Source organism: Brachybacterium sp. Marseille-Q7125 (assembly GCF_023062615.1).
Lineage (GTDB): Bacteria > Actinomycetota > Actinomycetes > Actinomycetales > Dermabacteraceae > Brachybacterium.
The window spans coordinates 117,556-143,906 of record NZ_JALLAL010000002.1; the positions used below are offsets into that span (position 1 = coordinate 117,556).

Annotated in this window: 12 protein-coding genes and 1 rRNA gene; all 13 read right to left on the reverse strand. The window is 69.4% G+C overall.

What is annotated here, in order from left to right; all coding sequences use genetic code 11:
* Nucleotides 1–25: 25 nt before the first annotated feature.
* Nucleotides 26–295, reverse strand: coding sequence for a WXG100 family type VII secretion target (locus MU407_RS01270; protein WP_102237319.1), 270 nt, complete (start codon nt 293–295; stop codon nt 26–28).
* 196 nt (nt 296–491) lie between these two features.
* On the reverse strand, nt 492–4,958 hold the full coding sequence (locus MU407_RS01275) for an FtsK/SpoIIIE domain-containing protein (protein ID WP_246954779.1): 4,467 nt from the start codon (nt 4,956–4,958) through the stop codon (nt 492–494).
* Between the two features lie 42 nt (nt 4,959–5,000).
* Complete coding sequence (locus tag MU407_RS01280; RefSeq protein WP_102237317.1) at nt 5,001–5,711, reverse strand: hypothetical protein; 711 nt, start codon at nt 5,709–5,711, stop codon at nt 5,001–5,003.
* A gap of 82 nt (nt 5,712–5,793) precedes the next feature.
* A complete protein-coding gene (locus MU407_RS01285; RefSeq protein WP_102237316.1) occupies nt 5,794–7,446 on the reverse strand; it encodes a serine/threonine-protein kinase in 1,653 nt (550 codons plus the stop codon).
* Entirely contained in the window at nt 7,443–10,664 is a 3,222-nt protein-coding gene (locus MU407_RS14285) for an FHA domain-containing protein (RefSeq protein WP_281507496.1), read from the reverse strand. Before MU407_RS14285 ends, MU407_RS01285 begins: the two co-directional genes overlap by 4 nt.
* Nucleotides 10,661–11,545 (reverse strand): protein phosphatase 2C domain-containing protein, encoded by an 885-nt coding sequence (locus tag MU407_RS01295; protein WP_102237315.1) that lies wholly within the window; start codon nt 11,543–11,545, stop codon nt 10,661–10,663. The genes MU407_RS14285 and MU407_RS01295 overlap by 4 nt, the downstream gene beginning before the upstream one ends.
* A complete protein-coding gene (locus MU407_RS01300; protein WP_102237314.1) occupies nt 11,542–13,572 on the reverse strand; it encodes an RDD family protein in 2,031 nt (676 codons plus the stop codon). The genes MU407_RS01295 and MU407_RS01300 overlap by 4 nt, the downstream gene beginning before the upstream one ends.
* On the reverse strand, nt 13,569–16,073 hold the full coding sequence (locus MU407_RS01305) for a transglutaminase-like domain-containing protein (protein ID WP_102237313.1): 2,505 nt from the start codon (nt 16,071–16,073) through the stop codon (nt 13,569–13,571). The genes MU407_RS01300 and MU407_RS01305 overlap by 4 nt, the downstream gene beginning before the upstream one ends.
* Nucleotides 16,070–17,479 carry a DUF58 domain-containing protein gene (locus MU407_RS01310; RefSeq protein WP_102237312.1) on the reverse strand — a complete coding sequence of 470 codons (1,410 nt, stop codon included), beginning with the start codon at nt 17,477–17,479 and terminating at the stop codon, nt 16,070–16,072. Before MU407_RS01310 ends, MU407_RS01305 begins: the two co-directional genes overlap by 4 nt.
* Nucleotides 17,476–18,450 carry a MoxR family ATPase gene (locus MU407_RS01315; protein ID WP_158239511.1) on the reverse strand — a complete coding sequence of 325 codons (975 nt, stop codon included), beginning with the start codon at nt 18,448–18,450 and terminating at the stop codon, nt 17,476–17,478. Before MU407_RS01315 ends, MU407_RS01310 begins: the two co-directional genes overlap by 4 nt.
* 66 nt (nt 18,451–18,516) lie before the next feature.
* Complete coding sequence (locus MU407_RS01320) at nt 18,517–24,750, reverse strand: Ig-like domain-containing protein (RefSeq protein WP_246954780.1); 6,234 nt, start codon at nt 24,748–24,750, stop codon at nt 18,517–18,519.
* A gap of 219 nt (nt 24,751–24,969) precedes the next feature.
* Nucleotides 24,970–25,977 (reverse strand): polyprenyl synthetase family protein, encoded by a 1,008-nt coding sequence (locus MU407_RS01325; RefSeq protein ID WP_246954781.1) that lies wholly within the window; start codon nt 25,975–25,977, stop codon nt 24,970–24,972.
* A gap of 253 nt (nt 25,978–26,230) precedes the next feature.
* A 5S ribosomal RNA gene (gene rrf, locus MU407_RS01330) occupies nt 26,231–26,347 on the reverse strand.
* Nucleotides 26,348–26,351 lie beyond the last annotated feature (4 nt).

Below are 26,351 nucleotides of genomic sequence, written 5' to 3' on the forward strand. Positions count from 1 at the left end.
CGTGGTCCCGTCTGCCCTCTCGGGGTCAGTTGGACGAGGTGGCCTCCTGCTCGGCGGCGTTGCGGTCGGCGGTCTCGCCAAGATCGTTCACGGCCTGCATGATCTGCTGCAGGGCGGGGACCATTTCGCCGGACCACTGGCCGCGGAAGCGGTCGGCATCCGGGCCGGTCCAGTCCACCTCTTCGAGGCCGGAGGTCAGCTCCTGCTCGATGCGGGTGATCTCCTCCGCGGCGTCGCGCAGCTGCGCGGACATCCGACGGACCTCTTCGACATTCATACCCTTGATGGCGTTCACGGTGCAGTGACCCCTTCCTCGTTCGTCGTGCCCGCGCCCCCTGCGGTGCACGGCCTCTCGTCATAGTCGACGCTCTCACTCTAGAGCGTGCTGGAGAACTCGACCATGGGGAGGAGTCCCCATGTGGATGAGCGCAGTTCCGGCATTCCCCGCGCGCATTCCACGGCGACTGCGTTGCAGGCGCTGCGGGTCGGCGTCACCGGGTGGTGATCTGTGCGACCTGCAGCTTCATCGCGCGACCGCTGTAGACGAGGAAGCCGCGGCCGGGCGGGAAGTCTGCGCGACGGATCCTCCCCAACCCGGTGCCGAGCAGGGTATCGCCATCCATATCGCTGGGCTGCAGCAGCACTCCGCGTCGACCGGCCTTGAACGGCTGTGCCAGGGTATAGGCCTGCGACCAGGAAGCCGATTCGTTCTCGCCCACCACGAACTGGCCCTCGCGGGTGCTAGCGCGGATGAGCCGGTCCAGGTCGTTCTCCACGCCGCTGCCGGTGAAGTCGGCGACGCCGTCGATGAACAGGGCTAGCTTGCCTTCGCCGACGTGACCGGCCTCGATGGTCTGCCGCAGCTGGGCGGCGAGGTCCTTGACGGTCTCCGGATCGGAGGCCTCCACGTCCCACACGTCCAGGCCCGTCAGCGGGGTGCGGCGGGCCGAGAAGCGCACCAGGCGCATCGGTTCCGGCAGGGCCTTCAGGCCGGTGGCGATGGTGAGCATCGCGGTGGTGCGGCCCGAGCCCATCGGCCCGGTGACCATGAAGGCTCCGCGCGGTTCGTAGGTTATCTCCGCGAGCGTCTCGTCGGCCAGACCCAGCACCGGCATGCCGCCCACCACCGGGCGCAGCTCGGAGAACTCCACCCGCTCCGGCAGACGCTTGATGCCCGGGGCCGGCGGAACCCCGGCGCGGCGCATCGCCTGGGCGAGCTTGGCGACCTCACGCGACTGGATCGCCACGTTGGCGTCGCCGCCATGGACCGCGACCTGCACCTCATGGCCCTCGAAGATGGAGCGCCCGGGCGGGGAGTTGCCGTCCAGCACGTCCTTGGGCTCACCGAAACCGGCGTAGTCATCGGTGCTGGCCATGCGGTGGATCAGACGGCGCTGGATCGAGGAGCCCAGCGAGGTAGGAATCGCATTAGGGCGGTCGCCGGTGACGATCACATGCACGCCCACCTGACGGCCATCGGTCGCGATCTGCACGAAGGTGGTGAACCACTTGGTGAGGTTCGAGTAGTCGTACGCCTCGCGGAACGCGGCCATACCGTCCACCAGCAGCAGGATGCGTGGGGTGTCCGGTTTGCCGGCGAGCTCGCGGTACTCCGCCACCGTGCCGGCACGCACCTTCGCGAACTCCTTCGCGCGCTCGTCGATCAGCTCCCGCAGGGTGCGCAGCAGGCGGATCACCCGCTCCTCGTCGTCCCCGGAGATGATCGCCCCCACGTGCGGGAGCTCTTCGAGCATGGTCAGGCCTGAGGCGCCGAAGTCCAGGCCGTACACGTGCACCGGTCCACCGCGCACCGTGGAGGCGGCAGAGATCGCGATGGTGCGCAGCGTGGTGGATTTGCCGGAACCGCCGGTGCCGTAGATGGCCATGTTGCCGTCGCGGTCCGGGTAGTAGGAGATCGTGGGCTGCGCCTGGTCCTCCGGCACGTCCATCACGCCCAGCAGCAGCTCTTCGTCGGTGCGGCGAGTGGGCAGGCGCGAGAGGTCGTAGGCGTCCGCCAGCTCAGACAGCCACGGCTTGCGCGGGGCGGGCACGCCCGCACGCTCGGCGGCTGCCTTGACGGTGGCGACCACGCGCGACATGTCGTTGGGGCCGGGATCCTTGACCGCCTTGGTGGGTGGGGAGGGTATGTCCCACTGCTCACCGGTGCCGAAGTCCTTCTCGACGATGTCGATGCGCGCCCGCTCGGGCTCATCGGTGGTCCAGCCGCCCGCGTATCCGGTCTGGAAGGTGGCGATGCGGCCCGGGCCGGTCTTCGCGGCACCGCGGCCGGGGATCGACGGGTCGAAGTGCGCGGCCATCTTGTCGCCCAGGATGTCCTTGGAGTCCGCCTCATCGGCCATGCGCAGGGCGATGCGCAGGTTCGTGTTCGCGCGCAGATTGTCCTTGATGACGCCTGCCGGGCGCTGGGTCGCGAGGATCAGATGCAGTCCCAGGGAGCGGCCGCGGGCGGCCACGTCCACCACGCCGTCCACGAACTCGGGGATCTCCTTGGCGAGAGCTGCGAACTCGTCGACGATGATGATCAGGCTGGGCGGGGCCTCGGGGTCGCCGGTGCGCTCGAGGGACACCAGGTCCTTGGCCTTCTTCCGGTTCAGCAGATGCTCGCGGTAGTGCAGCTCGGCCCGCAGCGAGGTCAGCGCGCGGCGCACCAGGTGCTGGGACAGGTCGGTGACCAGACCCACCGTGTGCGGCAGATCCACCGCGTCGGCGAAAGCCGCACCACCTTTGTAGTCCACGAACAGGAAGGTCACGCGGTCCGGGCTGTGGGCGGTGGCCATGCCCAGCACCCAGGCCTGCAGGAACTCGGACTTACCGGCGCCGGTGGTGCCGCCCACCAGGGCGTGGGGACCGTTGGTGCGCAGATCCAGGTGGAAGGCGTCCTGGCCGTTGTGGCCGATGAGCCCGCGCAGGTTCGCGTCGTGCTTGCGTCGCTGCGGCTCCGAGCCGTCCCGCGGCGTCAGGGAGTTGTTCTCCTTCCACCGCTCGATGATGTGGTCGGGGTCCTCGGCCATCTGCATGCCGCCGAGCTTGAGATAGGAGATCGCCCGCGGCAGATCGGAATCGTCATCGACCGGCACGCCGGCATCCACCACCGGGGACAGGTGCCGGGCCACCCCAGCGGCGACGTCCACCGAGACGGTCTCCACCGTCACCGGGTAGAACCGCTCCCCCAGCCGCACGTGACCGGCGCTGGCGCCCTCCACGGACTCCTCCACCGAGACATAGGTGCGGCAGGCCGCGGGGAGGGCGGCCACGTTGGAGGCGCACCAGATCACGTGCACGCCCACGTCGGGGCCGCGCTCGGCCAGGCGTACCAGGCGGGCCCGGTCCACCGGCGCATCGTCCTCGATGATGACCACAAGGTTCGGGGTCACCGGCGCGGGTGGGACCTCGGGCTCGCTCGTGACGTCGGTGGTCATCGGGGTGCGCAGCTCGGGCGGGGCGTCCCCGGCGCGCTGTTCGATGAGCTCTTCGATGCGGGACAGCAGCGAGGTGCCGCGGCCGGGGGTATCGGCCAGGTGATCGCCCGGCAGCGGTGAATGGGGGCTGGAGGTGTGCGGCAGCCACTTGAGCCACTGCCACATATCGCGGCTGGATCGCGAGGTGATCGCGGCGAGCGCGACCTCCGCCGGGGAGTGCAGGGAGAAGAGCTGGGTGACGATGCCGCGGGCCACCCCGTCGGCCTCCTCCCCACCGCCGGCGATGCCGATGTTCCCGGCATACCGCAGCTCCGCGACCACCGGCACCCCGGCGATCATCTTGTACTCCTCATTCATGTCATCGAGCATGTCCCAGTACTTGGGGATCGCATCGTTCTCCCCGGGCATATCGATGCCCACCCGGGAGGGCGCGATCCCGAGCCCCAGGCGCACGGTCGCGAACGCATTGTGTTCGGGCCGATGGGTCCACAGCAGGCGCCCCAGACGGAAGGCGGCATCGACCGTATCCGCGGCCGAGGGCGTCTCCACCAGACGCACCGCCCGCTCAAGATCCTGCGCTGCGGTGACTCGGCGCTTGAGCGCCGCCAGGCCCTCCTCGAATTGTTTGATCTGCCGCTCCAGCTGCTTCTTCTGCTGGAACTTGCGGTTGAGGAACCCGGCGGTGGCCATCATCGGCATCATGAACACGAACATGAGCGAGAACGGGCTGCGCGTCATCGAGAACATGAATGCACCCATGAAGATGGGGGCGAACAGCATGAAGATCGGGAAGAACTGCGGCTGCGGCTCCTTGGGCGGGGTCGGTGCCTTCAGCGGCCGGTAAGGGAAGCGCGGCACCACGCGCGGGGAGCGGTTGAACTCCACCACCGGGGACGAGGGGGTGGTGCCGCCCAAGCGGTGCAGGGCGATGACCGAGAAGGTGGTCTGGCCGATGAGCACCGTGTCCGCAGGGCCGATGACCGCACGCTGGACCTGCTCACCGCCGATCACCACGCCGTTGGAGGAGTGCAGGTCCACGATCTCCACCGAGTCGCCGACGTTGATGCGGGCGTGGCGCTTGGACAGCATCGGGTCGGCGATGCGGATGTCCAGGTCCCCCTCGCGTCCGATCACGCTCGAGCCCGAGGGCAGCGGGAACTCACGTCCGGCCTCCGGGCCGGACAGCACGCGCAGCAGGGCCACCGCCGCGCCGCGGGATTCGCTGCGGGTGGCGTACTCGGTGGAGGAGCGGGCGATCGAGACGATGCTGCCGGAGCGCAGACCCGCCTGGATCAGGTCCTCCTCACGGTCCAGAGACCGCACGCCCTTCGCCCCGGGGCCGGCCCCGGGGTCCTGGACCTGCAGGGTCAGTCCCTCGGGTGGCTCCACCTCACTACGCAGCGGGTCGGCCAGGTACAGCGCATTGGCGACGTCGGCGACGGACGCCGTCGCGTCGGCCGTGACCTCGAGGTCCGTCAGGCGGTCCTCTGGCCGGCGCAGCGTGAGCTTGATGCGCATCGGTGCTCCTCCCCCAGGCGGGCTGCGGCCCGCCGGTCACCCTCAGTCGTCGTCGGCGTCCTGCGCCGCATCCAGCAGCGGCAGGTCCTCGGTGGTCACCAGGCGCGAGAACACCGAATGCTCCACCAGGCGGGCCCGCCGGTTGCTGGCGAGCTTCCCGGGGCCGCCGCGCAGGCCGCGCACTCCCAGGCGGTCCAGCTTGTCGCAGACGTTGTCGAGCTTGCGGTTGAACTTGGTCAGTGGCCAGCCCAGGCGCTTGGCGGCCTGAGCCGAGGTGGGCACAGAGCTGATCCCGGAGCCCTCGCGCACCAGCATCGGCTCGGCGAGTGCGAGGATCAGCAGCTTCTGGCTGGGGGTGAGCTGCACGGAGCCGACGGTGGTCTCCCCCACCGGATCATCGGGTCCGGCGATCCGCGCGAACTCCGGGGAGTCGGCATGCACGGCCAGATCGTAGGTGGTGGGTCCGGCGGTGAACACCACCTTGGTGACGTCGAAGACCAGGGGGATGCGGGCGCCGGGAGCGAGCCAGGCCTGCATCGATCCGGAGCCGTCGGTGATGGTCGCGGACAGCCGGGAGCCGATGTTCACCAGCCACCACATCGACTCCACCTGCACGATGCTGAGGAAACGCCGATGCAGGAAGGGGTTGTCCTCATCAATCGTCAGGTCCGCCTCGCGGCCGATGGTCAGCTCTTCGCCGTCCTCGACGCGATACCACTCGCCGCAGAAATCCACTGAGATCGTCGACGCCATCGTCACTCCTTCTCCTGGCCCGCGGGCTTAATCCCGGCGGGCGCTGCCACGTGCCCTGCGGCACCGTTCGACACACGGGGGGTCATCCGCGCTCCCCGTTCAGGCATGTCTTCACCTGGGCCCCGGCTGATCCGCTGGGGTTCACGGCCTGGATCTGCACGCAGGCCTTGGGCTGCTGCGGCGGAAGCTCCAGCACCCAGCTGTTACGGCCGTGCACCTCGTGAACCACGCCGTAACCGTCCTCGTAGTTCGGGGGCAGGTCCACCCACCCCACCAGGTACATGTCCTCCTGGGTCGCGTTGTCCGGATGTTCCCAGGTGACGAGCACGCGGCCCGTCGCTCGCCCGTCCTCGCCGGGGTCGAGCACGTCGAGCTCGACGTTCTGCACGGCGCCCGGCGGGTCCGCGGCGACCGGTGGCGTGGTGGAGACGACGGGTGCGGTCGTTGGATCAGGGGTGAAGACGTTGCGCACCATGAACACCGAACCGATGCCCAGCCCGATCACCAGCACCGCGGCCAGGGTCACGAAGGGCCAGGCGGGGGTGCGGGGCGTCTCCTCCTCCGGCTCCGGGCTGGGCGGAGGCAGGGGGGAGGCGGCCGAGATGCCGGGCGGCGGAGAACCGGCCGGACGCAGCATGGTCGACTCGGTGGTGTCTTCGCTGACCCCCGGACCGGCCGTCGAGGCCACGGGACCGGTGGCGCCGAGCGCCGGGGCAACCCCGGCGAAGGGATCGAGTTTGCGCTCCTTCTCTCCGCTGTCGGTGCCCGCGGAATCCGGGTCCACGGTGGAGACCTTCCGGATGCGCGTATGCGAATCCAGCTCATCGTCCTCGCCACCTGAGTCCGCGGCGGCACCGCGCTCATCGAGCACGTCCATCTGTGTAACCGGCAGGGAGAGCATGAGCTCCACCTGCTGCAGACCGCGGCCGAAGGCCAGCGCTGTGTCATAGCGGGCCGCGGGGTCCTTCGCCATCGCGATGGACAGCACCCGGTTCAGCTCCGCGGGCACATCCGGGCGGTCCAGGGGCCGCAGCGGCTCATCAGTGATCCGGGCGATCAGGTCGCTGGCGGTATTGCGACCGCCGCGGCTCTCGAACGGCGTCTGCCCGGCCAGCAGCGAGTACACGGTCGCGGCGAGGGAGAAGACATCGCTGCGCACATCCGCGCGGGGCTGATCGGCGAAGAACTCCGGCGGGGACCACGGGATGGACATGCCCTGGGAGTCCTCGACGTCATGTCCCTGGCCGGTGGCGATCGAGATCCCGAAGTCGGTGAGCGCCGGCCGGTTGTAGTCGGTGACCAGGATGTTCGCGGGTTTGATGTCCCGGTGCAGAATGCCGGCCCGGTGCGCCGTCTCGACCGCGCCGGCGATCTGGACTCCCACGCGCAGGGCTTCGGCGACCGTGATCCGTTCGCGGCGGAAGCGCTGCCCGTAATTGGGGCGCGAGCAGTACTCCATGACGATGTAGGGCCGGTGGTCATCGGAGACATCGGCCTGGTGGATCGTCACGATCGACGGGTGCGTGGACATCTGGGCCATGACGTTGGCCTCGCCGTCGAACTGGCGGCGCACCGTCTCATCGAGCACGTCGGACAGCAGGACCTTGATCGCGACCCGCCGCTGCGGCCGGAACTGGCGGTACAGGAAGACGTCCGCGAAGCCGCCCGAGCCCAGCAGCCGCTCATACTCATAGCCGGGCAACCGCGGTGGCGGTGACGGCGGTCTCGAGCTCATGACCTCTCCCCGAATCGCAGGCGGACATCGTCACCGAGGTCCAGGACATCCCCATCCTGCAGCACCCGTCCCTCACGGGGGCGCAGGCGGACGGGATCGTGACCGGGCCGATGCAGCGTGGTGCCGTTGGTGGTGCCCAGGTCTGTGGCCACCACGTGCCAGCCCTCCAGGCGCACCGCCACATGGGAGCGCGAGATGTCCTGCTGGGGGCTGGGGACGGTGATCAGCTGCGGCACGTCATCGCCGCTGACCCGCGAGGCGCGCGGGCGACGGCCGATGATCGCCGAGCGATCCAGCACAATGCTGTCCCCGCCCGAGATCTGGAGGGCTCCCAGAGGCGGGCGGGCCACGGTACGGGTGGGGCCGTCCAGCGGACCTGCGCACACACGGCACTGCGCCCGTTCAGGGGAGTTCGCGTGCCCGTTGCTGCACACGATGCCCGGCAGCATGACCGCGCTGGACGAGGAGCCCTGGGTGGGGCGAGCCCTGGATATCGGCCCAGCAGACCCAGCCGACCCCGCATGGGCAGGCGCGGGTGCTGGAGCGGCAGGGGCGGGTGCCGGGGCAGCAGGGGCTACCGGATGCGGAGCGCTCGCGTGGCGACCGTGGCCCGATGGCGCCTGTCCCCCTGGATACTGCGGGGCACCGCCAGGGTGCTGCGGGCCCTGCGGCTGCTGGGGCCCCTGCGGCTGCTGAGGTCCTTGCGGGTGCTGCGGGGCACTGCCGGGCTGCTGGGGCCCCTGCGGGTACTGGGGTCCTGGCTGACCGCTCATCGGGTGCTGAGCAGGGGCCTGCCGCGGCGGCATCTGACCCGGGCCCCCTCCCCGAGGACCGTAAGACGGAGAGGAGGGGCCGTACGGTGCGGTGGCGCCGTACGGCCCCGGAGCGCCGTACTGTCCGGGAGCACCGGGCTGCGCGGGCGGTGATGGAGATCCGGGCCAGCCGATCTGCCGCCCCGCAGCACCGGGATCCGCGGGGGCCTGCGGCGGATAGGACGCGCCGCCGGGATGTCCCATCGGGGCGCCGGGCGGTGCGACACCGGGCTGGGGAGCACCAGGCTGGGGCGCACTGTGTCCCCATCCGGGGTGGGGCGGGGAGCTCGGCATCTGCTCGGGCCGGACCGGGGCCGGGCGCGGTCCGGTGCGCGGTGCTGGCGGGCGCTGGGCCATCTGCACCTGTGGGTAGGCGGGGGCCGATGGCGGCGGGCTGCTGGCCCGACGCGCGGCGGTGCGCGCGACCTCCGGGGCCGCCCGCCCCACGCCCGGAACCCAGTCGATGAACTCCGGCGGCGGAGTGGGCTCCGGCGCGCTCACCTCCGGCTCCGCGTCCGCGCTCTCCTCAGCCTCAACCGGCTCTGAGCCCTCCGAGGCGCCCTTCACCTCCGACGACGACGCGGCTTCCTCATGGTCATCCTCATCCTCGTCGCCGGTGCGGCGCACCGCGGCATCCTCGATCCGGCGGAAAACCGTCTTGCCGAACAGATCGTCATAGGCACCGGAGTGCTCGAGGTCGCTGATGCTCGGGGTGGACCGGGAAGCGCGGGGCGTGGCCGCCACCGAGGCTGCGGCGGCAGGCGCCGGGCTCGGCTCGGGCGCGGATGCCGGAGCGGGCTCCGCCGTCTGCACGTTCTGAGGCGGCTGCTGGTCGTCGACCTCGTCATCGTCGATCGGGGCGACCTGCGTGGGCGGAGAGCTCAGCTCATCGTCCTCGTCCGGGGGCACCGGCGTGGGAATAGAGGCCGACGGCGCCGGACGCGGCACCGGGGCAGGCGCGGCGGCCGGTTCCTCAGCGGGCTCGGGCGCGGCGGCCGGTTCCTCAGCGGGCTCGGGCTCCTGCTCTGCTGCGGGCTCTGCGTCCTTATTGTCCTCAGCGTCCTTGCTGTCCTCCGAGTCCTTGTTGTCCTCCGTCGTGTCCTCAGCCGTGGTCTTGTCCTCAGCCGGGGCGGGAGTCTGCTCTGTCGGCTGCTCCTCGGCAGCGGGCTTCTCAGCCGCCGCATTGTCCTCAGCCGCAGCCTTGTCCTCAGCCGCCGCCTTGTCCTCGGTCGCCGCCTTGTCCTCGGTCGCGACTGGGGCCTGCTCCGTCGGCGGCTCCTTCTCTTCCTTCTCTTCCTTCTGCGCAGACGTGCTCTGCGCCGACGGTGCCGGGCTGCGGCGTTTGCGATCGAACAGGGAGGTGCTCACCAGACGGCGTCGGCCCGCAGAACGGCCGGATGTCGGTGGTGCAGCGCTCTTGTCCGCGTCCTGCTCGGTCTTCTCCGCCGCGGGGGCGGCAGCAGCGGCGGGTGCCGTGGGCTTCTCCGCAGCGGCCGGTGCTGCGGCCTGCTCGGGCGCTGCCGAAGCGGCGGGCTGTGCCGCCGGTTCCGCTGCGGCGGGCTGATCCGCTGCCTTCTCGGCGGGTTTCGCCGCAGCCCCACCGGAAGGTGCGGAGGAGGAGAACAGTCCGTCGAACATGTTCGGACCGGTGCGCTCGGGCTCCGGCTCGCGGGCCGCGGACCCGCCGCGTCCTCCGCGCAGAGAGGACGGCAGCTCGCCGGGCTTGCGCGTGGACATCTGCGGCTTGCGGATCGAGAGACTGCTCGCCGAGCTGGAGCTGGACGTCGTGGCGGGTTTCGGCGGTGGTTTCGGTGCGGCGGCCCGACGCTTCTTCGCCTCCGGGTCTTCGATCGAGCGGCCCATCTCCTCGACCTGCTCGGCGAGGGTCGCGCGCTCGGCGTCCTTCAGCTCGGCGGGATCCACGCACATGCGCACGAACCCCCGCACCGGGACCACCCCGGAATCCACCCGTGGTGCCCCCACCGGCTCCTCAGGCGGAAGATCACCGAAGGCTACGCGCTGCACCCCCTCCAGGGTGCGCTGCACGAAGGGCTCCTCCTCGGTTCCGGCGATCAGCTGAGCGCCCTCCGCCGTGTGCACCGCGATCGGGGTGCTGCCCTTGACGCCCACGGTCGCGGTGGTGCCGTCGTGCACACCGAAGAGCAGCGCGGTGAACTTCTCCACGCTCTCCATGTCGGTGGCCGTCAAGAGCTCCTCCAGGAAGCTCTCCGCCGAGATCTCACCGCCCAACAGGTTCCACGTCGCCTCCGTGACCTGTTTGCGCAGGCCCGGCACGAGCACCACCCAGGCATCGCCGCGGGTCACGAGCGTGGCCGGGCCCTGCCGGGTCCAGGTGCCGCGGCTCAGCAGCTGCGGCTCCGTGCTCTCCTGCGAGTCCTCGCTCATCGGTCGGTGTCACCACCGTCCTGCCCCAGTCCGCGCGGCAGCGTGTCCTCATTGACATCCACGTAGTCGTCCGACGGGGAGGTTGCGCCGTCGGAGGTGTTCTCGGTGTCGAGCTCGTGCCCCACCACCTCCACCGCTTCGACCAACACCACCGACACGTTGTCGTGCCCGCCGCCGTCCAGGGCCCGCTGCACCAGATCCTGGCAGATGGTGCGCACATCGGAGCGGCTGCGCAGCAGCGCCTCGATGCCCGCGTCGTCGACCTCCCCGGTCAGCCCGTCGGAGCACACCAGCATCCGGTCCCCGGGTTCGGCGGGGATCAGCCAGTAGTCCGGATCTGAATCCGGTCCCGCGCCAAGCGCCCGCGTGACCATGTGGCGGTAGGGATGCACGCGGGCCTGCTCCGGGGTTAGCTCGCCGCGGTCCATGAGCTCCTGCACCACCGAGTGATCCACGCTCACCTGCTCGAAGATCTCCCCGGACAGGCGGTACACGCGCGAGTCCCCGAGATTCATGACCACCCAGTACCCGACATCGTCCAGCACCATCGTGGCCACCACGGCGACGGTGGTGCCCGCCGAGAGGGGGGATCCGCCGCCCAGTTCGGCGATGCGCTCGGCGGCCGACACCAGCGCCGCCCCCAGCTGCTCGACGGTCACGTTCTCCTGGACGGTGAGCTTCTCGAACTCCTCCACCGCGATGGCGCTGGCGACCTCACCGGCGTTGTGGCCGCCCATCCCGTCGGCCACGAGATAGATCGGCGGAGACTCCAGCACGGAATCCTCATTGGTGGCGCGCACATGCCCCACGTGGGTGGCGGACGCAGAGATGGCCCGGATCGTGCCCTGCAGATCGGGGTCGGACAGTGAACGGTCGATCACGCGATCCGCTCCACTGACAGGCTGCGGTCACCGATCGTCACCCGCGCCCCCTGCGGCAGCACCGTCGGGGTGTCCGGGACGAGGGTCTCCCGCGAACCGTCCTCGCGCAGGATGGTCGACCCGTTGGTGGATCCCAGATCGGTGACGATCACATCCTCCCCGGTGCCGTCCACGCGCAGGTGCGTCTTGGAGACCGAACGGGTCTCATCCTTCAGGACGAACAGCGCGTCCTGCTCGGTGCCCGAGGGGTTGCGGCCGATCACCACCGGGCGATCGATCTCCCGCTCTTCGCCCTCATCCATGGTCAGGCGCAGCTTTTTCACATGCGGGAGCCGAGCCGGGCTGACGCGGGTCTGTTCGAGGTCCCCCAGATCCTCCTCCGGCACGGAGACCTGGGTGACCTCCTCCGGCTGGTTGTCCGACGCGTCCCAGGCATCGCTGGTCAGCTCACTGGGCTGGTTCACCTGCACCGGCTGCGGCGGCTCCGGGGCCGACGGCGCGGCCTGCGAAGCGGGCGCTTGCTCGGCCTGCTGGGCCCAGGACTGCTCACCCTGCGGGGCGGCGCCCTCCTCCGCCTGCTGGGCCCAGGACTGGCCCGCCGGGGGCGCCCAGGACTGCGCATCCTGGGGCGGGGCAGGCGCCGGGTCGGGCTGCGCGGGAGCCTCGGGCTGGTTCCACTGCTGCGCGGGCCCCGGGCCCCACTCCTGCGGGGCCGCGGGCTGGCTCCCCGAGCCCTGCGCTGCCGGCGGCGCAGCGGCATCCGGGGCGGGGGCGTCCCACTGCTGGGCGGGAGCCTCGGGCGCCCCCCAGGACGCGGCGGACGCCGAGCCGGCACCGGCCCACGGATCCTGGCTCGCAGGGACGGGTTCCACCGGCGGCGGCGCCCAGCCGCCATCGGCACCGCTCGCCGCGGGGGTCGACCACGAACCATCGGCCGACGGTTCCGGGCCGGAGCCCGTCGCGGGCGGAGCGTAGGGGCTCTGGGCAATGTCCTGTGCCCCGGCGCTGCCCCCCGCGACCGGCTGTGCGGCCGCATCCTGGCCACTCCATGCCGCTCCCGGCGTGGTCAGCAGATTGTCATGCGTCGACACGGCAACAGAGGACTCCCCCAGGTAGTGCTCGGCGGAGGCGCGCTCGAAGTCATCGGGGCGGGGCTGCAGGGGATTGCGACCATCCTTCACATCCACCACGGCGGAGTCGATGATGCGGTCGTGGAAACCGCGCAGATGCTTCTTCGGGTCCAGGAACACCGACAGGCCCATCAACGGCGGCAGCAGGCCATACAGCACCGAGCGACCCAGTGAGCGCAGGAAGCCGATGGAGCCGCCCTGGCTGGCGCGCGTGACCCGCAGGCCCAAAATCAGCTTGCCCAGGGAGAAGCCCTTGGCACCCACCAGCCACAGGATGAGGATGGTGTAGGCGGCCGGCAGCATCGTGCCCACGCCGATGAGGATCTGGGAGAGCAGCCCGGGTGATTCCGCCTTGAGGAACAGCACGATGCCGATGATCAGCGGGACGGTCACCAGGGTGCTGATGACCCCATCCACCGCCATGGCGAGGAAGCGCTTGAGGAACGAGCCGGGAGTGCACCCGTCCAGCGGCGGCTCCATCTGTCCGGAGGCACCGCCGGGCACGGCCTGGGAACCGGAGGCCGGGGCGGGCGCGGGAGAGCCGGGCCCGCTGGGGACACCGGGCTGCGCGGTCGCGCTCGCGGGATTCATCGGGGACTGCGTGGCCATCATCTGATCGTACTGGGAATCGGTGCGCAACGCGGTCGCCCCGGGGTTCTTCGGCTGCAGCGCATCGGACGTGATCAGCTGGATGCCCTCTTCCTCGGCCGGAGCCTGTTCGGGCTGGGCCCCCAGATCACGGCTACGGTGCCGCGGCGCCTGCGACCAGGCGCCCGGCGCATCGGTGGCCCGCCGCTCATAGGGGGAGGCCTGGTAGCGGGCTCCGCACTCGCCGCATATCACCGCGCCGTCGGCCAGCAGGGTTCCGCAGGTGCTGCAGTAGCGGGTCTGGCTCATCGGGACCGGCCTTTCCTCGAGGTGCGCCTCGTTCCGCCGCGGAACGAGGAGCGGCGAACGCGCATCGCCGCGGTGCGCCGCTGGGCCTTGGTGCGGGCCCGGCGGTTCGTGCGTTCGCGCTTGCGCTCCGACCGCCGCTCGGCCGCGCGACGCCGGAACGAGCGCAGTGAGAGGGCCGCCCGCAGTCGTCGATACCACGGCACAGCCGCGGACATGCTACGCCGGGCCGCCATGACATGCGTCCAGTACTCATCGACCACCCCGGGCGGGAGGTCATCGGGCCCGAACACCGCCCGATCCGCCCGTCCCGCAAGGGTCAACGCACCCATCGCTGGGATCTCGGCGTCCAGCAGCGCTGCCGTCTCCTGGCGTGTCAGGAGCGGATCGGGGCGCCGCCCCTGGTCGGCCATGAGATCCAGGATCTCCTGCCAGCCGCCGTCGATCCGGGCTGGCAGCAGGCCGCGCGTGCGCCGTCGGTGCCGACGCAGCGCCTTGGCGCTCAGCACACCGATCACGGCCAGCAGCATCAGCAGCAGTGGGATCGTTCCAAGGCCCACGTAGATCACCCACGTCGCCGGCCCCTCGGGCTCCGGCTCGGGTTCATCGGACTCCTCGCTCATGGCGCCCGGCGGCGGGCTGGGCGGCTCCGCAGGCGGCGGCGGGGGCTGCGCCACCTGCGGCAGCGGCTTCTCCACCTCTTTGGGCTTGGGCTGGGTGGGGTCATCGTCCTCATCGGGGGCCGGGTCGAAGCGCACCCAGCCGTGCCCCTCGAAGGCCACCTCCACCCAGGCGGTGACGTCATCGCCGGTGATCGCGACGGTGCCCTCGGACCCCTCGGGGACCTCGAAGCCCATGACGACGCGCGCGGGGATCCCCACCGAGCGGGCCATGACCGCGGTCAGCGCCGCGTACTGCTCCTCATCGCCGATGCGCCCCTCGGGCTGCGCGTCCGGCACGTCCTTGTCGAAACCGAACTCCTTCATCATCGCCAGCAGGCGGCTGGCCCCATGGCCGGACAGCGAGGCCGTCTCCTCATCGAGGCCATGCGAGTAGTAGGCGTCCTGCTTGATGGCCCGCGAGAGGTTCTGGAACTTCTCATAGTCCGACGGGGCATCGCCCACCCACTCCTCAGCGAAGGACGTGAGCTCGTCGAGGGGGGCGTTCTCCGGCATCGCGATATTCGCGAACTTCGCGCTGCGCTGCTCTTCGGCGGTCAGCTCGGTGTACGGCTCATAGGAGAGGTCATAGGTGTCGCCGGCGGCCACCCCCCGGGAGTTCACAGCAGTCTGCGAGGCCTGGTTGAGGTAGAGGTTCTCGGCGGTGACACCGATCCGATCCTGCGCCATGCCATCGATATCGATGCGGTTGGTGCGGGTGCCCAGCGTGGGCATCCACACGCCGCGGTACTCGCCGATCGTGACCGTGGAGACCTGGCTGGAGCCGCTGGGCTCGGCGAGGTCCACCCCGGGGGCGGTGCGCAGGAACACCCCGGAGGAGCTGCCGCGTTCGGTGGAGCTGGCGACGTTGTAGACCTGCAGGTCGTACTGGTCCATCGTGGCCAGACGGACCTTGTCTCCCCCGCTGACCCCGGTGATCGTGAACAGCTCGGCGTCGCGCTGATCCTTGAGGTAGCCGCGGAACTCGGACAGCGGCGAGACGTATTCGCGCGGGTCGAACGGCGGGTTGATGTGGTCTCGCGCCGCATAGCGGATCGTGCGCGGCGGCGGATCCAACAGCGGCGCCGCAGCCACCGCAGCGCCGACGGCGACCGCCATGATCAGCGTCCCCCCGATGACGCGACGCCGCAGCACCGGGTTCTTCCAGGAGCCGGGCCGGACGGTATCGGAGATGATCGTGGAGCGGGAACCAGCCAGGCGACCGCTCTCAAAGCGCCAGGTCAGCCAGGCAACCGAGATGACGGCATACAGCAGTCCACGCAGCACCGGCAGGTAGGCCTGGTCGGTTCCGAAGACGATGCTGACTCCCATGAGAGCCAGCGGGAACAGCCATGCCAGCACGTACAGGCGGCTGCGCATGACCGTGGTCATGCCCAGCAGGCTCAGCAGCAGCATGCTGATCCACACGGTGGCCATCACCGCTTGGGCGGTGCCCACCGGTGGCGCCACGGTGAGCACGGACTTCCACGTGGTCACCGGGGCCTTCACGAGCTCCCACAGCGACCCCAGGGTGGGCAGAATGCCCCATTTCGCCCGGGTGGGCGCCGCGAACATCGAGCCGAACAGGAAGTACACCACCAGCAGCAACGGGGTGATGCGCAGCGGGCCCCAGCGCCAGCGCGCCCCGATCAGCGCAATGAGGGTGCCCAGGGCCAGCGCCATCAGGCCGCTGATGAGGTACTGCAGGTCACCGTAGACGTGCTCGAAACCCAGCAGCGCGATGATGAACAGGGCCGAGAGCACGGTTACGTCTACCAGACGCCGCATGCTCGAGGTGCGGGAGAAGTAACTGGGCGGACGGCCCTTCTTGTCCACGCCGCTCATCGGCCCACCGCCCGTAGGGCCCGCGCGAGCGTTTCCAGCGAGCCCACCGTCACCACGTCCAGGCTGCCGATCGCCGAGCGCTTGACCTCAGCGTCCTCGACGCAGCGGATCGCCACCGCGAGCACGCCGAGCGGCAGCTGCGTGGCGGCGGCGTTCAGCTCCCGGGCGGTGGTGTGGGAACCGACCACCATCATCACGGCTGAGGCGTTGGGAGCGAGGTCCGCGGCCTTCTGCCCCAGCTCGTGGAAGGAGATCCGCTCACGCAGCGGGTCCACCACCGTGTAGTCATCCATCATCTGCCGGTAGGACAGCGTGTTCTGCCGAGCGTCGAACGTGAAGGGAGTCAGCTCCTTCTCCTCCCGGAACGTCTGGGCGGAGATCGAGGCGGCCGCGGCGACGGCCAGTTCGAACTCGTCCTCGCTCGCGTAGTGGTCGGCGAGGTTGTCCAGCGCCACCACCACATGGGAGCGGCGGGTCTCCTCGAACTGGCGGACCATGAGCTTGCCGGTGCGAGCGGTGGTGCGCCAGTGCACGTGCCGACGGTCATCGCCCGGGGTGTAGTCGCGCAGCGCATGGAAGGCGATATCGGAGCTGGACAGGTCCGATGACGGTGTGCCCTCGAGGTCCCGGAGGAATCCGCTCGCGGCCTCGTCCAGCCGGACGGTCCGTGGGTGAACGTACAGCTCCTGCGCCTTCGCCCACGTCACCTGGCGGCGCATGAGCGACAGCGGGTCATCGCGCACCGAGCGCACCGGGCCCACCACCAGCACGGCACGTTTGCGGGTGGGGACGGCGAACAGCTCCTCATGGGACTGCCCGGCGGGCAGGCGGGGCACCAGGAACTGTGCGGTCGCCTTGCCGACGGCCAGCTCGATGCGGGACGGCAGGATGCTGCGCTGGGTGGGGTTGGCCACCTCGACGCGGCCCACAGCCCGGCTGCCCACCACCACGCGATGGCTCTGCAGGTCCAGCGTCACCGCATACCGGGCTCGTCCCAGCACGAACAGCGCTGCGATGAGCAGGGGGACGGACAGGGCGAAGGCGATGACGTTCAGCTCGGTGATATGCAGGGTGAGCCCGATGATCCAGCAGGCGACCGTCACACCGAGCAGCGCCCAACCCAGTGGGGAGATGACATCGAGCACCGGGTGGATGCGCCGCATCCACAGCTCGACGATGGCATCCCGCCAGGCGGCAAGACCGCTGGGCGACGTCGCTGCGGCCGCGTCGTCCGCGGAGCCCTGGTCCGTGCGCTCCTGTGCCTGGGAGCCCGCGCGGCGTTTCGCCGTCCGGGCGCGCCGTGCTTCCGCCCGCGCCTGGGCCTTCGCGGCACGGCGCTGTTTTTTCGCGGCGGCCTTCGCGGCCTTGGCGTCGGCGGTATCGCTGGGGAGGGGGGAGGAGCTCATGCCGACTGCTGCCGCGCCTGCGGGGGCGCCACCTCGCTGAGGATCTTGGTCATGACGCTCTTGGCGGTGGTGCCGGCGAACTCCGCCTCCGGGTCGAGCACGAAGCGGTGCAGCCACACCGGCTCCACGAGCGCCTTCACATCGTCGGGGATGACGTAGTGGCGGCCGTTGATGGCGGCCCACACCTTCACGGCGCGCATCAGGGCGAGAGCACCGCGGATGGACACACCCACCCGCACCTCGGGCGCCAGGCGGGTCTCCTCCATCAAGCGCGAGACGTACTCCAGCACCGCCGGGTCCACGTGCACGGTGGAGGCCAGCTGCGTCATGTCGTTGACCGCCTGCAGGGAGATGCGCGGGGTCAGCTGCGCGCTGCGGTCGCGCATGGCGGAGCCCTGCAGGATCTGCACGCTCGAGTTGTGGTCCGGGTAGCCGATCGAGGTCTTCATGAGGAAACGGTCCAGCTGCGCTTCGGGCAGGCGGTAGGTGCCAGCCTGCTCGATCGGGTTCTGGGTGGCGATCACCATGAACGGGTTGCCGACCTCATGGGTGACGCCGTCCACGGTGACGCGGCCCTCCTCCATCACCTCGAGCATCGCGGACTGTGTCTTGGGCGAGGCGCGGTTGATCTCGTCGGCCAGCACCACATTGGCGAACACGGGGCCCTTGTGGAACTCGAAGGACTTCGTGTTCTGGTCGTAGATGGTCACGCCCGTGACGTCCGAGGGCAGCAGATCCGGCGTGAACTGGATGCGGGTGCTGGTGCCCTGCACTGTCGCGGCGATGGACCGGGCGAGCGAGGTCTTGCCGGTGCCGGGGGCGTCCTCCAGCAGCACGTGCCCCGGGGACAGCATGGCGGTCAGCACCAGGCGCACCACGCCGTTCTTGCCCAGCACCGCCTGGCCGACGCTCTGGACGAGCTTGTCGAAGGTGTCGGCGAACCAGCGGGCCTGCTCAGGAGTCATGCTCATGGATGCTGTCTGCTTTCGGGTCGAGAGATGTCAGGAGGTGGAATTGGGGGCGTCGAGACGTCGTGGTCACCCTGGCATGCGGATGTCCCCGACTGGCTTTTTGTTCACGCGGACGGTGACGGATTTGCCGGGATGACCGTAGTAGAAGCGGCCCAACGGTACATGGATCGTGCCGTTGCTGTCCGCGGTCATCTGGTGCGAGCCCCACGGATCGGACGTGGTGGGGTCGGTGAAGTCCACCGTCACCGTCTGCCCTGGCTTCAGACCGGTCACGGTGTAGCTGAACCATCGGCACAGCCCGGAATTGCAGCTCCCGTCGCCTGGGTTTCCGGGTTCTCCCTTCGGCGCCCAGTCGGATTTCGACACCTTCGGCGCCGGCGGCGTGTACGTCTTCGCCTTCTGCGTGGTCTTGACCGGTGAGCTGTACAGGTGCTCTTCGTTCTTGACTCCGTTCTTGACCCGGGCCTCGACCGTGATCGAGCCGCCCGAGGGGAGCGTCGCGGTATGGGTGTGCGAGGTCCCCGACGCCTTCTTCCATTCGCCGCCGTTCACTCGGTACTCGAGGGTTTTGGGGCCGACGCCGCCATCGGAACCGCTCGCGTTCATTGCGACCTCGACCGGGCAGGAGTTCGCGTCGGTGCAGGCGCTGTTCTTGCCGGAGATGTTCGGGGCGTCCGGTGCCGTGTACGGGATGACCGGCTGCGAGGCAGCGGAGGGACCGCTGACACCGCCGTCCTGATGGAAGCCGTTACGCGCTTCGACGGTGAAACGGTAAGAGGTGCCGTTGTGGAGCTCGCTGATGTTCACTCTGGTCTGGGAAGCGTCGACGGTCTTCTCGCCGCCATTCCACCGCACCACGTAGGACGTGACCTTCGTGCCATTGCCGTCGGCCGCTTTCCACGAGACGGTGGCGCGGCCGTTGGGGCCGGCCCCTTTGCCCTTGTCGGGCATGTCAGCGGTCACGCCGGTGGGCGGTGAGGGCTTCGCCCAGGGGGTCACGGCGTTGGAGGCGCCGGAGGCCGGTCCGGTGCCCACCGAGTTCACACCGCGCACGGTGAAGGTGTGCTCGGCGTCCCGGTCCAGGTCCTGGAAGGTTGCTGTGGTGCGCGACGCCTTCACGGTCTTCTTGGCCCCGGAGGAGGAGGTGACGATGTACTCCGTGATCGGTTCACCGTTCGCCTCCTTGTCCGTCATGCTCGACCAGGTCACAGTGATACCGCCGCCCACCGGGTTCTCCACCCGCTTCGCGCTGGGCGCCTCTCCGGGCGCAGCAGGTTTCCCGGCCGGATGCTCCGCCTGCGACCAGCCGGACCAGTCGGACGGCTCATCGGCGAGGTTGGCGGCCCGCACCCGGAAGCGGTAGTCCACCCCGTTGGTCAGCTCCGTCCACGTCAGAGACGTGGTGGACCCGTCCACCTCACGAGTCACCACCTCATTGGTGGCCGTGTTCTGCAGCTGCAGCTCGTATTTCTGGATCGCCGAACCGCGGTTGACCGGTGCGCTCCAGGAGACGGTCAGCTGCTTGTCCCCCCGCTCAGCCCGCGGCGCGTCCGGGGCCTCCGGCCGCACATCGGGTCGCGCCACGGCCGAGGGCGCGGACGGCTTGGAATCGCCGACCTCGTTGGTGGCCACCACCTGGAAGGTGTACTCGGTGTCATTGGACAGTCCCGTGATCCGGCACGAGGTGGAACTGCATTCCTGGGAGACTGCCGGTCCGCTCGCGGAGGTGACGGTGTAGCCCCTGATGGGCGCGCCGTTGTCCGCCCCGGGCTTGAAGTTCAGCTCCACGAACCCGTCGCCGACCTCACCGATGCGTGGCGCCGACGGCTCTTCCGGGAGTCCCCTCACCGTCACCCGGATCTCGCCGCTGACCTTGCGATCGGGGTCGCCGGTCTCGTCGATCACCTGGTACTGCGCCGTGAGGTAGCCGTGGAAGTCAGGCGCAGGCGTGATCGTCACCGAGTCCGCGTCGTAGTCGATCTGACCCTTTCCGGAGACCAGAGAGGCACCGGTGATGGTGCGTTCTCCGCCCGGGAAGGGGTTGGAGTCGTTCTCGAGCACCGACAGGGTCTTGGTGTCTCCGGCATCGATCGTCGCTTCATCCAGCCCGGTGGAGATCGTCGGCCGCTGGGAGCCGCCGACGGTGATCTGCACCGTCGCCTCGACCGGGTCGTTGGTGCCGTCGCTGACAGTCACCGGCACGGAGAGCACCGTGCCCTTGTGCGCGCTGGCGTCGGCGGTGGCGCGCAGCGTGGAGCCCTCCAGGCTGACCGTCACATCCGGATCCTGGCTGTACTCCCCCAGGGCGAAGGTGAGGTCATCGTCCTCAGGATCCGAGGCGCCGATGGCCAGATCCAGGGTGGAAGCAGCCCCGCCCTGCTCCACCTCGAGCATGGAGCCCTGGAAGGTGGGCGGCAGGTTCTCATCCTCGGAGCTGACTACCACGGGGATGGCGAGCGTCGCGACAGCGGCCGTCGCATCCCCCGGTACCCCGTCGGTCACCTCCACGGTGATGGTGTCCTCCCCGGTGAAGCCCTCCGCCGGGCGGTACACCAGCGTGGACTCATCCTTCACCAGCTCACCGCCGTCGTGGTGCTCAGCGGTGACGGTGTCCAGGTTCTCGATCCGTGCCGCCTGCGCACCGGGCCGCACCCGCACGTTGTCGGAGCTGGCGAGGTCCACCGTGGCTTCGCTGCCGGACTGCACCTGCAGCGGGTCCCCCACCCAGACGGGGGCCTGCTTCGCGGTCCCGGGCACCCAGATGTAGCCGGCGGACGTCAGCCCGTCAGGGTCCTCGATGACGTAGCGCAGGCGCTGCTGCTCCTCCTGCGGGACGATCCGGAAGGTGCCGTGCCCCTCTCCCTCGGTGACGCCCTCGGGAGCGCCCTCCAGGGTGACGGTGAGGTCATTGGTGCTGCCATCGGGATCGGAGTCGTTGGCGAGCACGTCGACCATCACGTGGTCCATGTCCGGGTCGAGCACATCGTCGACCGGCACGAAATCATCGCGCGCGATGGGATTGCGATCCGTCGCGTTCTCCGCGACCTTCACGGTGATGGACGCGGTGGAGGTCAGCTGACCGTCGCTCACGCCGTAGATCAGGGTGTGCGTGCCCGGCTCGGACGGAGAGACCACCGTGACGTAGCCATCCTCCGAGCCCTCAGCCGGTTCGAGGTACTCGATCTCCGTGAGCGGCTCGGTCATGGAACGCACGATCGAGAGGGGGTCGCCGTCGGGGTCGGTGTCATTGTCCAGCACCGGGATCTGGACCTCCCGGTCGGGCTTGACCTCGATGACGTCATCCACCGCGAAGGGCGGCTGATTCATTCCGTGCGGCTCGGCGATGCCCACCAGCACCTCCGCGGTGCCGATCGCGCCGTGGCGGTCCATCACCTGGTAGCGGAAGCGATCGGTGCCCACGGAGTCGGCGTACGGCCGGTACACGATCCACTCACCGGTCGCCGAGACCACCTCCCCGAGCGCAGGCATGGGGCTCGTGATACCGGTGAGCATCACCGAGTCGCCATCGGGGTCAATGCCGGTGGTGTCCACGGGGATGCGCACCTCGGTGCCGGCCACGGTGCGGGCGGTGAGGTTGTCCGGCTTAGGCGGCGCGTTCTCCGCGTCCCGCGGGATGATCGTGATGTGCACCTGAGCGGAGCCGTCACGGCCGGTCTCATCCACCACCTGATAGGTCAGCACCGCCTCGCCCTGCGCGTCATCGTCGGCCGTGAAGCGGACCATGTCCTGATTGGGCTCAGCATGACCGAGCTCTTCAGAGCGCGAGGTATCCGAGATCTGCCCGAGGTGGAGTTTCGCGCCCGTGGGTGAGGTGTCGTTGGCGAGCACGTCGATGTTCACCATGTCCCCCGCGCGCACGACGGCCCGATCCGGCACCGCCTCAGGGGTGGCGAACTGCGTGTCAGTGCTGGCGACCATCACCCGGATGGTGCCGGTGGCGCTGCCGATCGAGTTCGCGATCTCGTAGGTGACCGGTACCGGCTCCTCCCCCACCGTCGCCCCGGGCTCAGCGTCGATCCGCACCAGATGGTGGTTGATGATGGTGGCCTTGAGGCCACTGCCCTCCGGGACCGTGACCCGGTTGACGACGAGCACCCCACCGGTGGGATCCACATCATTCTGCAGGGGATCCACCAGGGTGTCCCCGCCGGTGGTGACGGTGTCCATGTCATCGACGGCCACCGGAGCGAGGTTCGCGGAGTCCGGTTCGACGACGTCCACGCGGATGAGCCCGAGCGAGGCCTGGCTCGATCCGGCGGCAGCGACCGTGTACTCGAGGTAGTGGGTGCCCGGGGAGGCAGCGGTGATATTCAGGGTGCCGGCCTCGAGCACCGCCTCCACCTCGAGATCCTCGGACTCGCTGACGCTCAGCAACTCAAGGGAGCCGCCATTGGGGTTCAGATCGTTGACCAGCGGCTTGATGGTCGTGGTGCGTCCGGCGACGATGCTCGCGTGATCGGCGGTGGTGATGGGGGCGAGGTCGCTGTCGGTCACTGATTCGACTTCGAGCACCCCCTCGCCGGTCGCCCCGTGCTCATCACGGAACGTGAGCTGGATCTGCTTGGTTCCCGGGGAGAGCCCCGCGTCATTGATCATGACCGTTCCATCGGTTCGGAAAGTCACGATGTCCTGCGGCTGGATGGTGGCGTTGGACAGGTAGAAGGCATCGCCGTCGGGATCCTCCCAGTACGGCAGGATGTTGAAGCTGACGGACTCCCCGGCGCGCACCTGCACCTTGGGCATCATCACCTCGGCGGGCTGCGGACCGGAGTTCTCGCCGTCGGCCCGTACCTCGAGGGTGACGCGCGCGGTGTCGGTGCCGCCGCGGCCATCGTCGGCCACATACTCGAAGCTCGCCTCCCCCGAAGCGTCCTCGTCCACGTCGATCTGCAGCTGGGTGCCGCCCTGAATCGGGGTGACGGTGCCGATGGATGGCTGCTCACCCTCGACCTCGACAGAGAGGATGTCACCATCGGGGTCGTGGTCGTTGCGCACCACCGGCAACACGACACTCTGGCCGGGGCGCACCCCGAAGGTGTCGTCGTTCGCCGCGGGGGGACGGTTCTCCTCATCGCGCTCGGCCGCCACGTTCGTGATCGTGGTGGTGAGGGTTTCCTTCTCCTTCTCCTCGTCCTGGCTGGTCTGGATCTCCTGTTCGATCAGCCAGTCATCGACCAGCTCCATGGAGTCCGCGATCTCCCAGGACAGTCCGAACTTCTGGTCGTTGAGGATCACGAGGTCGCGATTGACGCGCAGGACCAGATCGGCGTCGCTGCTGGCCTCCGGAATCGACTCAGACACCGGTTCATGCCCCTCGCAGGCGCGGACGTAGCGCAGCGAACCGCCCCAGGCGCCGTAGGCGCACCCGCCCACCTGGGCGGGCGGGGCAATGGTGGTGCCGGTGCCGCGCGCAGGAATCTGCTGGGCCTCACCGCCGGACAGAGGGATGCGGAACAGGGCGTCGGCGGTGGCGAGCACCACGTCCTGGGACGCGGGGCCGGGCTGCTGGATCTCAGCGTTCTCCAGCGACGCGACACCGTAATCGTTGAGCTGGTAGTCCTTGAGGTCCTCCCCCAAGCGCAGCATGTGGTTCTCGCGGTCCAGCACCACCGGCTGCTCACCGACCGTGGTGAGGTCGACGAGCTCCCCCTTGGTGGAGACGTTGCCGACGGTGAAGGTCTTGTCTGATTTCGTGTCGCGAGTGTTCTGTGCGCGCGGGAAGCGTTTGAGCTCGGAGCCGTCCAGGACGAAGACGGTGCCGGAGGTGCTCACGGCGATCGGCACCTCTGCGCCGTCCACGCCCTCCAGCACAGGCTCGACGGCCGAGGGGTTGAAGGCGGCTGCCTCGTCGGGGCTGAGGATCCAGACGCGGCCGTCCGGGGAGCTGATGGCCACGCGATCCCCGCCGAGCTTGATCTGCGAGCCGGGGGCGAGTTCGACGAGGCCGCCGCGGGTGACGGCGGCGGTGTTGATGGGGGTGAAGCCGCGCGGGCCGGTCTCGATGACGGTGTAGCCGGATTGCAGGATGTCCAGGTCCTGGCCGGAATGTGAGAGGCGCGCGTCGAGCTCCGCGGCGTCGACATTGACGCGGCCCATCAGGGCGCCACTGCCGTTGGTGACCCAGACGCCGCCGTTGGACACCTCGACCTCGGAGGAGGACAAACCGTCGTAGCGGAGCGCGAATCCGGTGAGGACCACGGCGATGACCGACAGGACGGCGACGGATACCGCGGTGACACGTCGACTGCGCCGACGTTTGGCGCGTGCATCGATCGCCATTGCCCTCCCCTTCGTCCCATGCTCGCTCGACAGCACCTGGCGCGCGACCTTGGCCCCCGGGTCAGCGATCCGACGGGCGGCCCTCAGCTGCTCCAGGCACGCTCAGCTGCGCTGTGGCTAGGGTACTCGGTCCCAAGTGCGCGAAAGCTGCGAGGAAGGTCACGAAGCGGCGACGCCCCAGTTCATGGATGAGGCGCTCCTGACCTGTTCATTCGGTGTTCACCGGCGGCGTTGCACGAGGGTCCGGGTGAAGGTGGTCAGGGCGTCGCGGACCGGGCCTGCCGGCAGCTCGGCGAGGATCTCGACGGCCTCAGTGGCGGTCCGCTGAGCGAGATCGCGAGTCTGCTCGAGGGCCGGATCCTGCCGCAGCAGCTCGACGAGCTCGTGCAGCGCAGCATCGTCGCTGAGGTCCTGGTCCAGGCGGTCCACGATGGCATGCGCCACAGGATCCTGCTGCTCTGCCGCGCGGCGCCGCACGAGCAGGGTCGGCATCGTTGGGACGCCTTCCCGCAGGTCGATACCGGGAGTTTTGCCGCTCGTGGCCGCATCGCTCTCGAGATCCAGCACATCGTCGGCGAGCTGGAAGGCGACGCCGACCTTCTCGCCATAGCGGCGCATGATGTCTGCAACGTCCTCACCGGCGCCGCCGACCAGTGCCCCCAGATGACCGGCAAGGGCCAGCAGCGACGCAGTCTTGTCCGAAAGGACCGAGATGTAGTGCTCGAACGGGTCATCGCCCTCGGCGGGACCGACGGTCTCGTGGAGCTGTCCCATGCACAGTCGTTCGAAGGTCGCCGAATGGAGGGCGACGGCCTGAGCTCCGATGCGGGCGCTCAGGGAGCTGGCGCGGGCGAAGAGGAAGTCGCCGGTGAGGATCGCGACGTTGTTGCCCCAGAGGGTGTGTGCGCTGTCGGCTCCCCGTCGAGTGGGCGCCGAGTCCATCACATCGTCGTGGTAGAGGCTCGCCAGATGTGTCAGTTCAACAAGGACGGCAGCATCCACGACAGCGGGAGCGCGCACATCCCCGAATGACGCGGCGAGCAGCACGAGCATGGGGCGAACCCGTTTGCCGCCGGCATCCATCAGGTGACGGGCGGTCCACTGCATCATGTCGTCGGAGGTTGATACCGCGGCCCTGAGCTCGTCCTCGATGACGCCGAGACGCTCGAGCACACGATCGGCGAGCTGTGCGTCGATGTCGGGGATGCCCGGCAGAGTGGACGACATGACACTCCTGGTGAAAAGAGATCCGGCGCAGCAGGCCGGTGCTGTACGGCACGATCCGCGTGGTGCGGTTCGCAACGGCATGCACCTCTCACGGAGGCGCGGCACGATCACCCATCCTACCGGGTGACACAGCAGGTGAGACCCTGCGGCATCACCCGCCCTGGATCACCGGCGCAGAATGAAAAAAGGGGTGGGGGGCGCGAACACCGCTCACGCGGGTTCTGCTGCCCTCCACCCCTTTTTCGGCGAAGATGTCCGGCGGCGACCTACTCTCCCACACCCTCCCGAGTGCAGTACCATCGGCGCGATCAAGCTTAGCTTCCGGGTTCGGAATGGAGCCGGGCGTTTCCTCGACACTATGACCGCCGTAACAC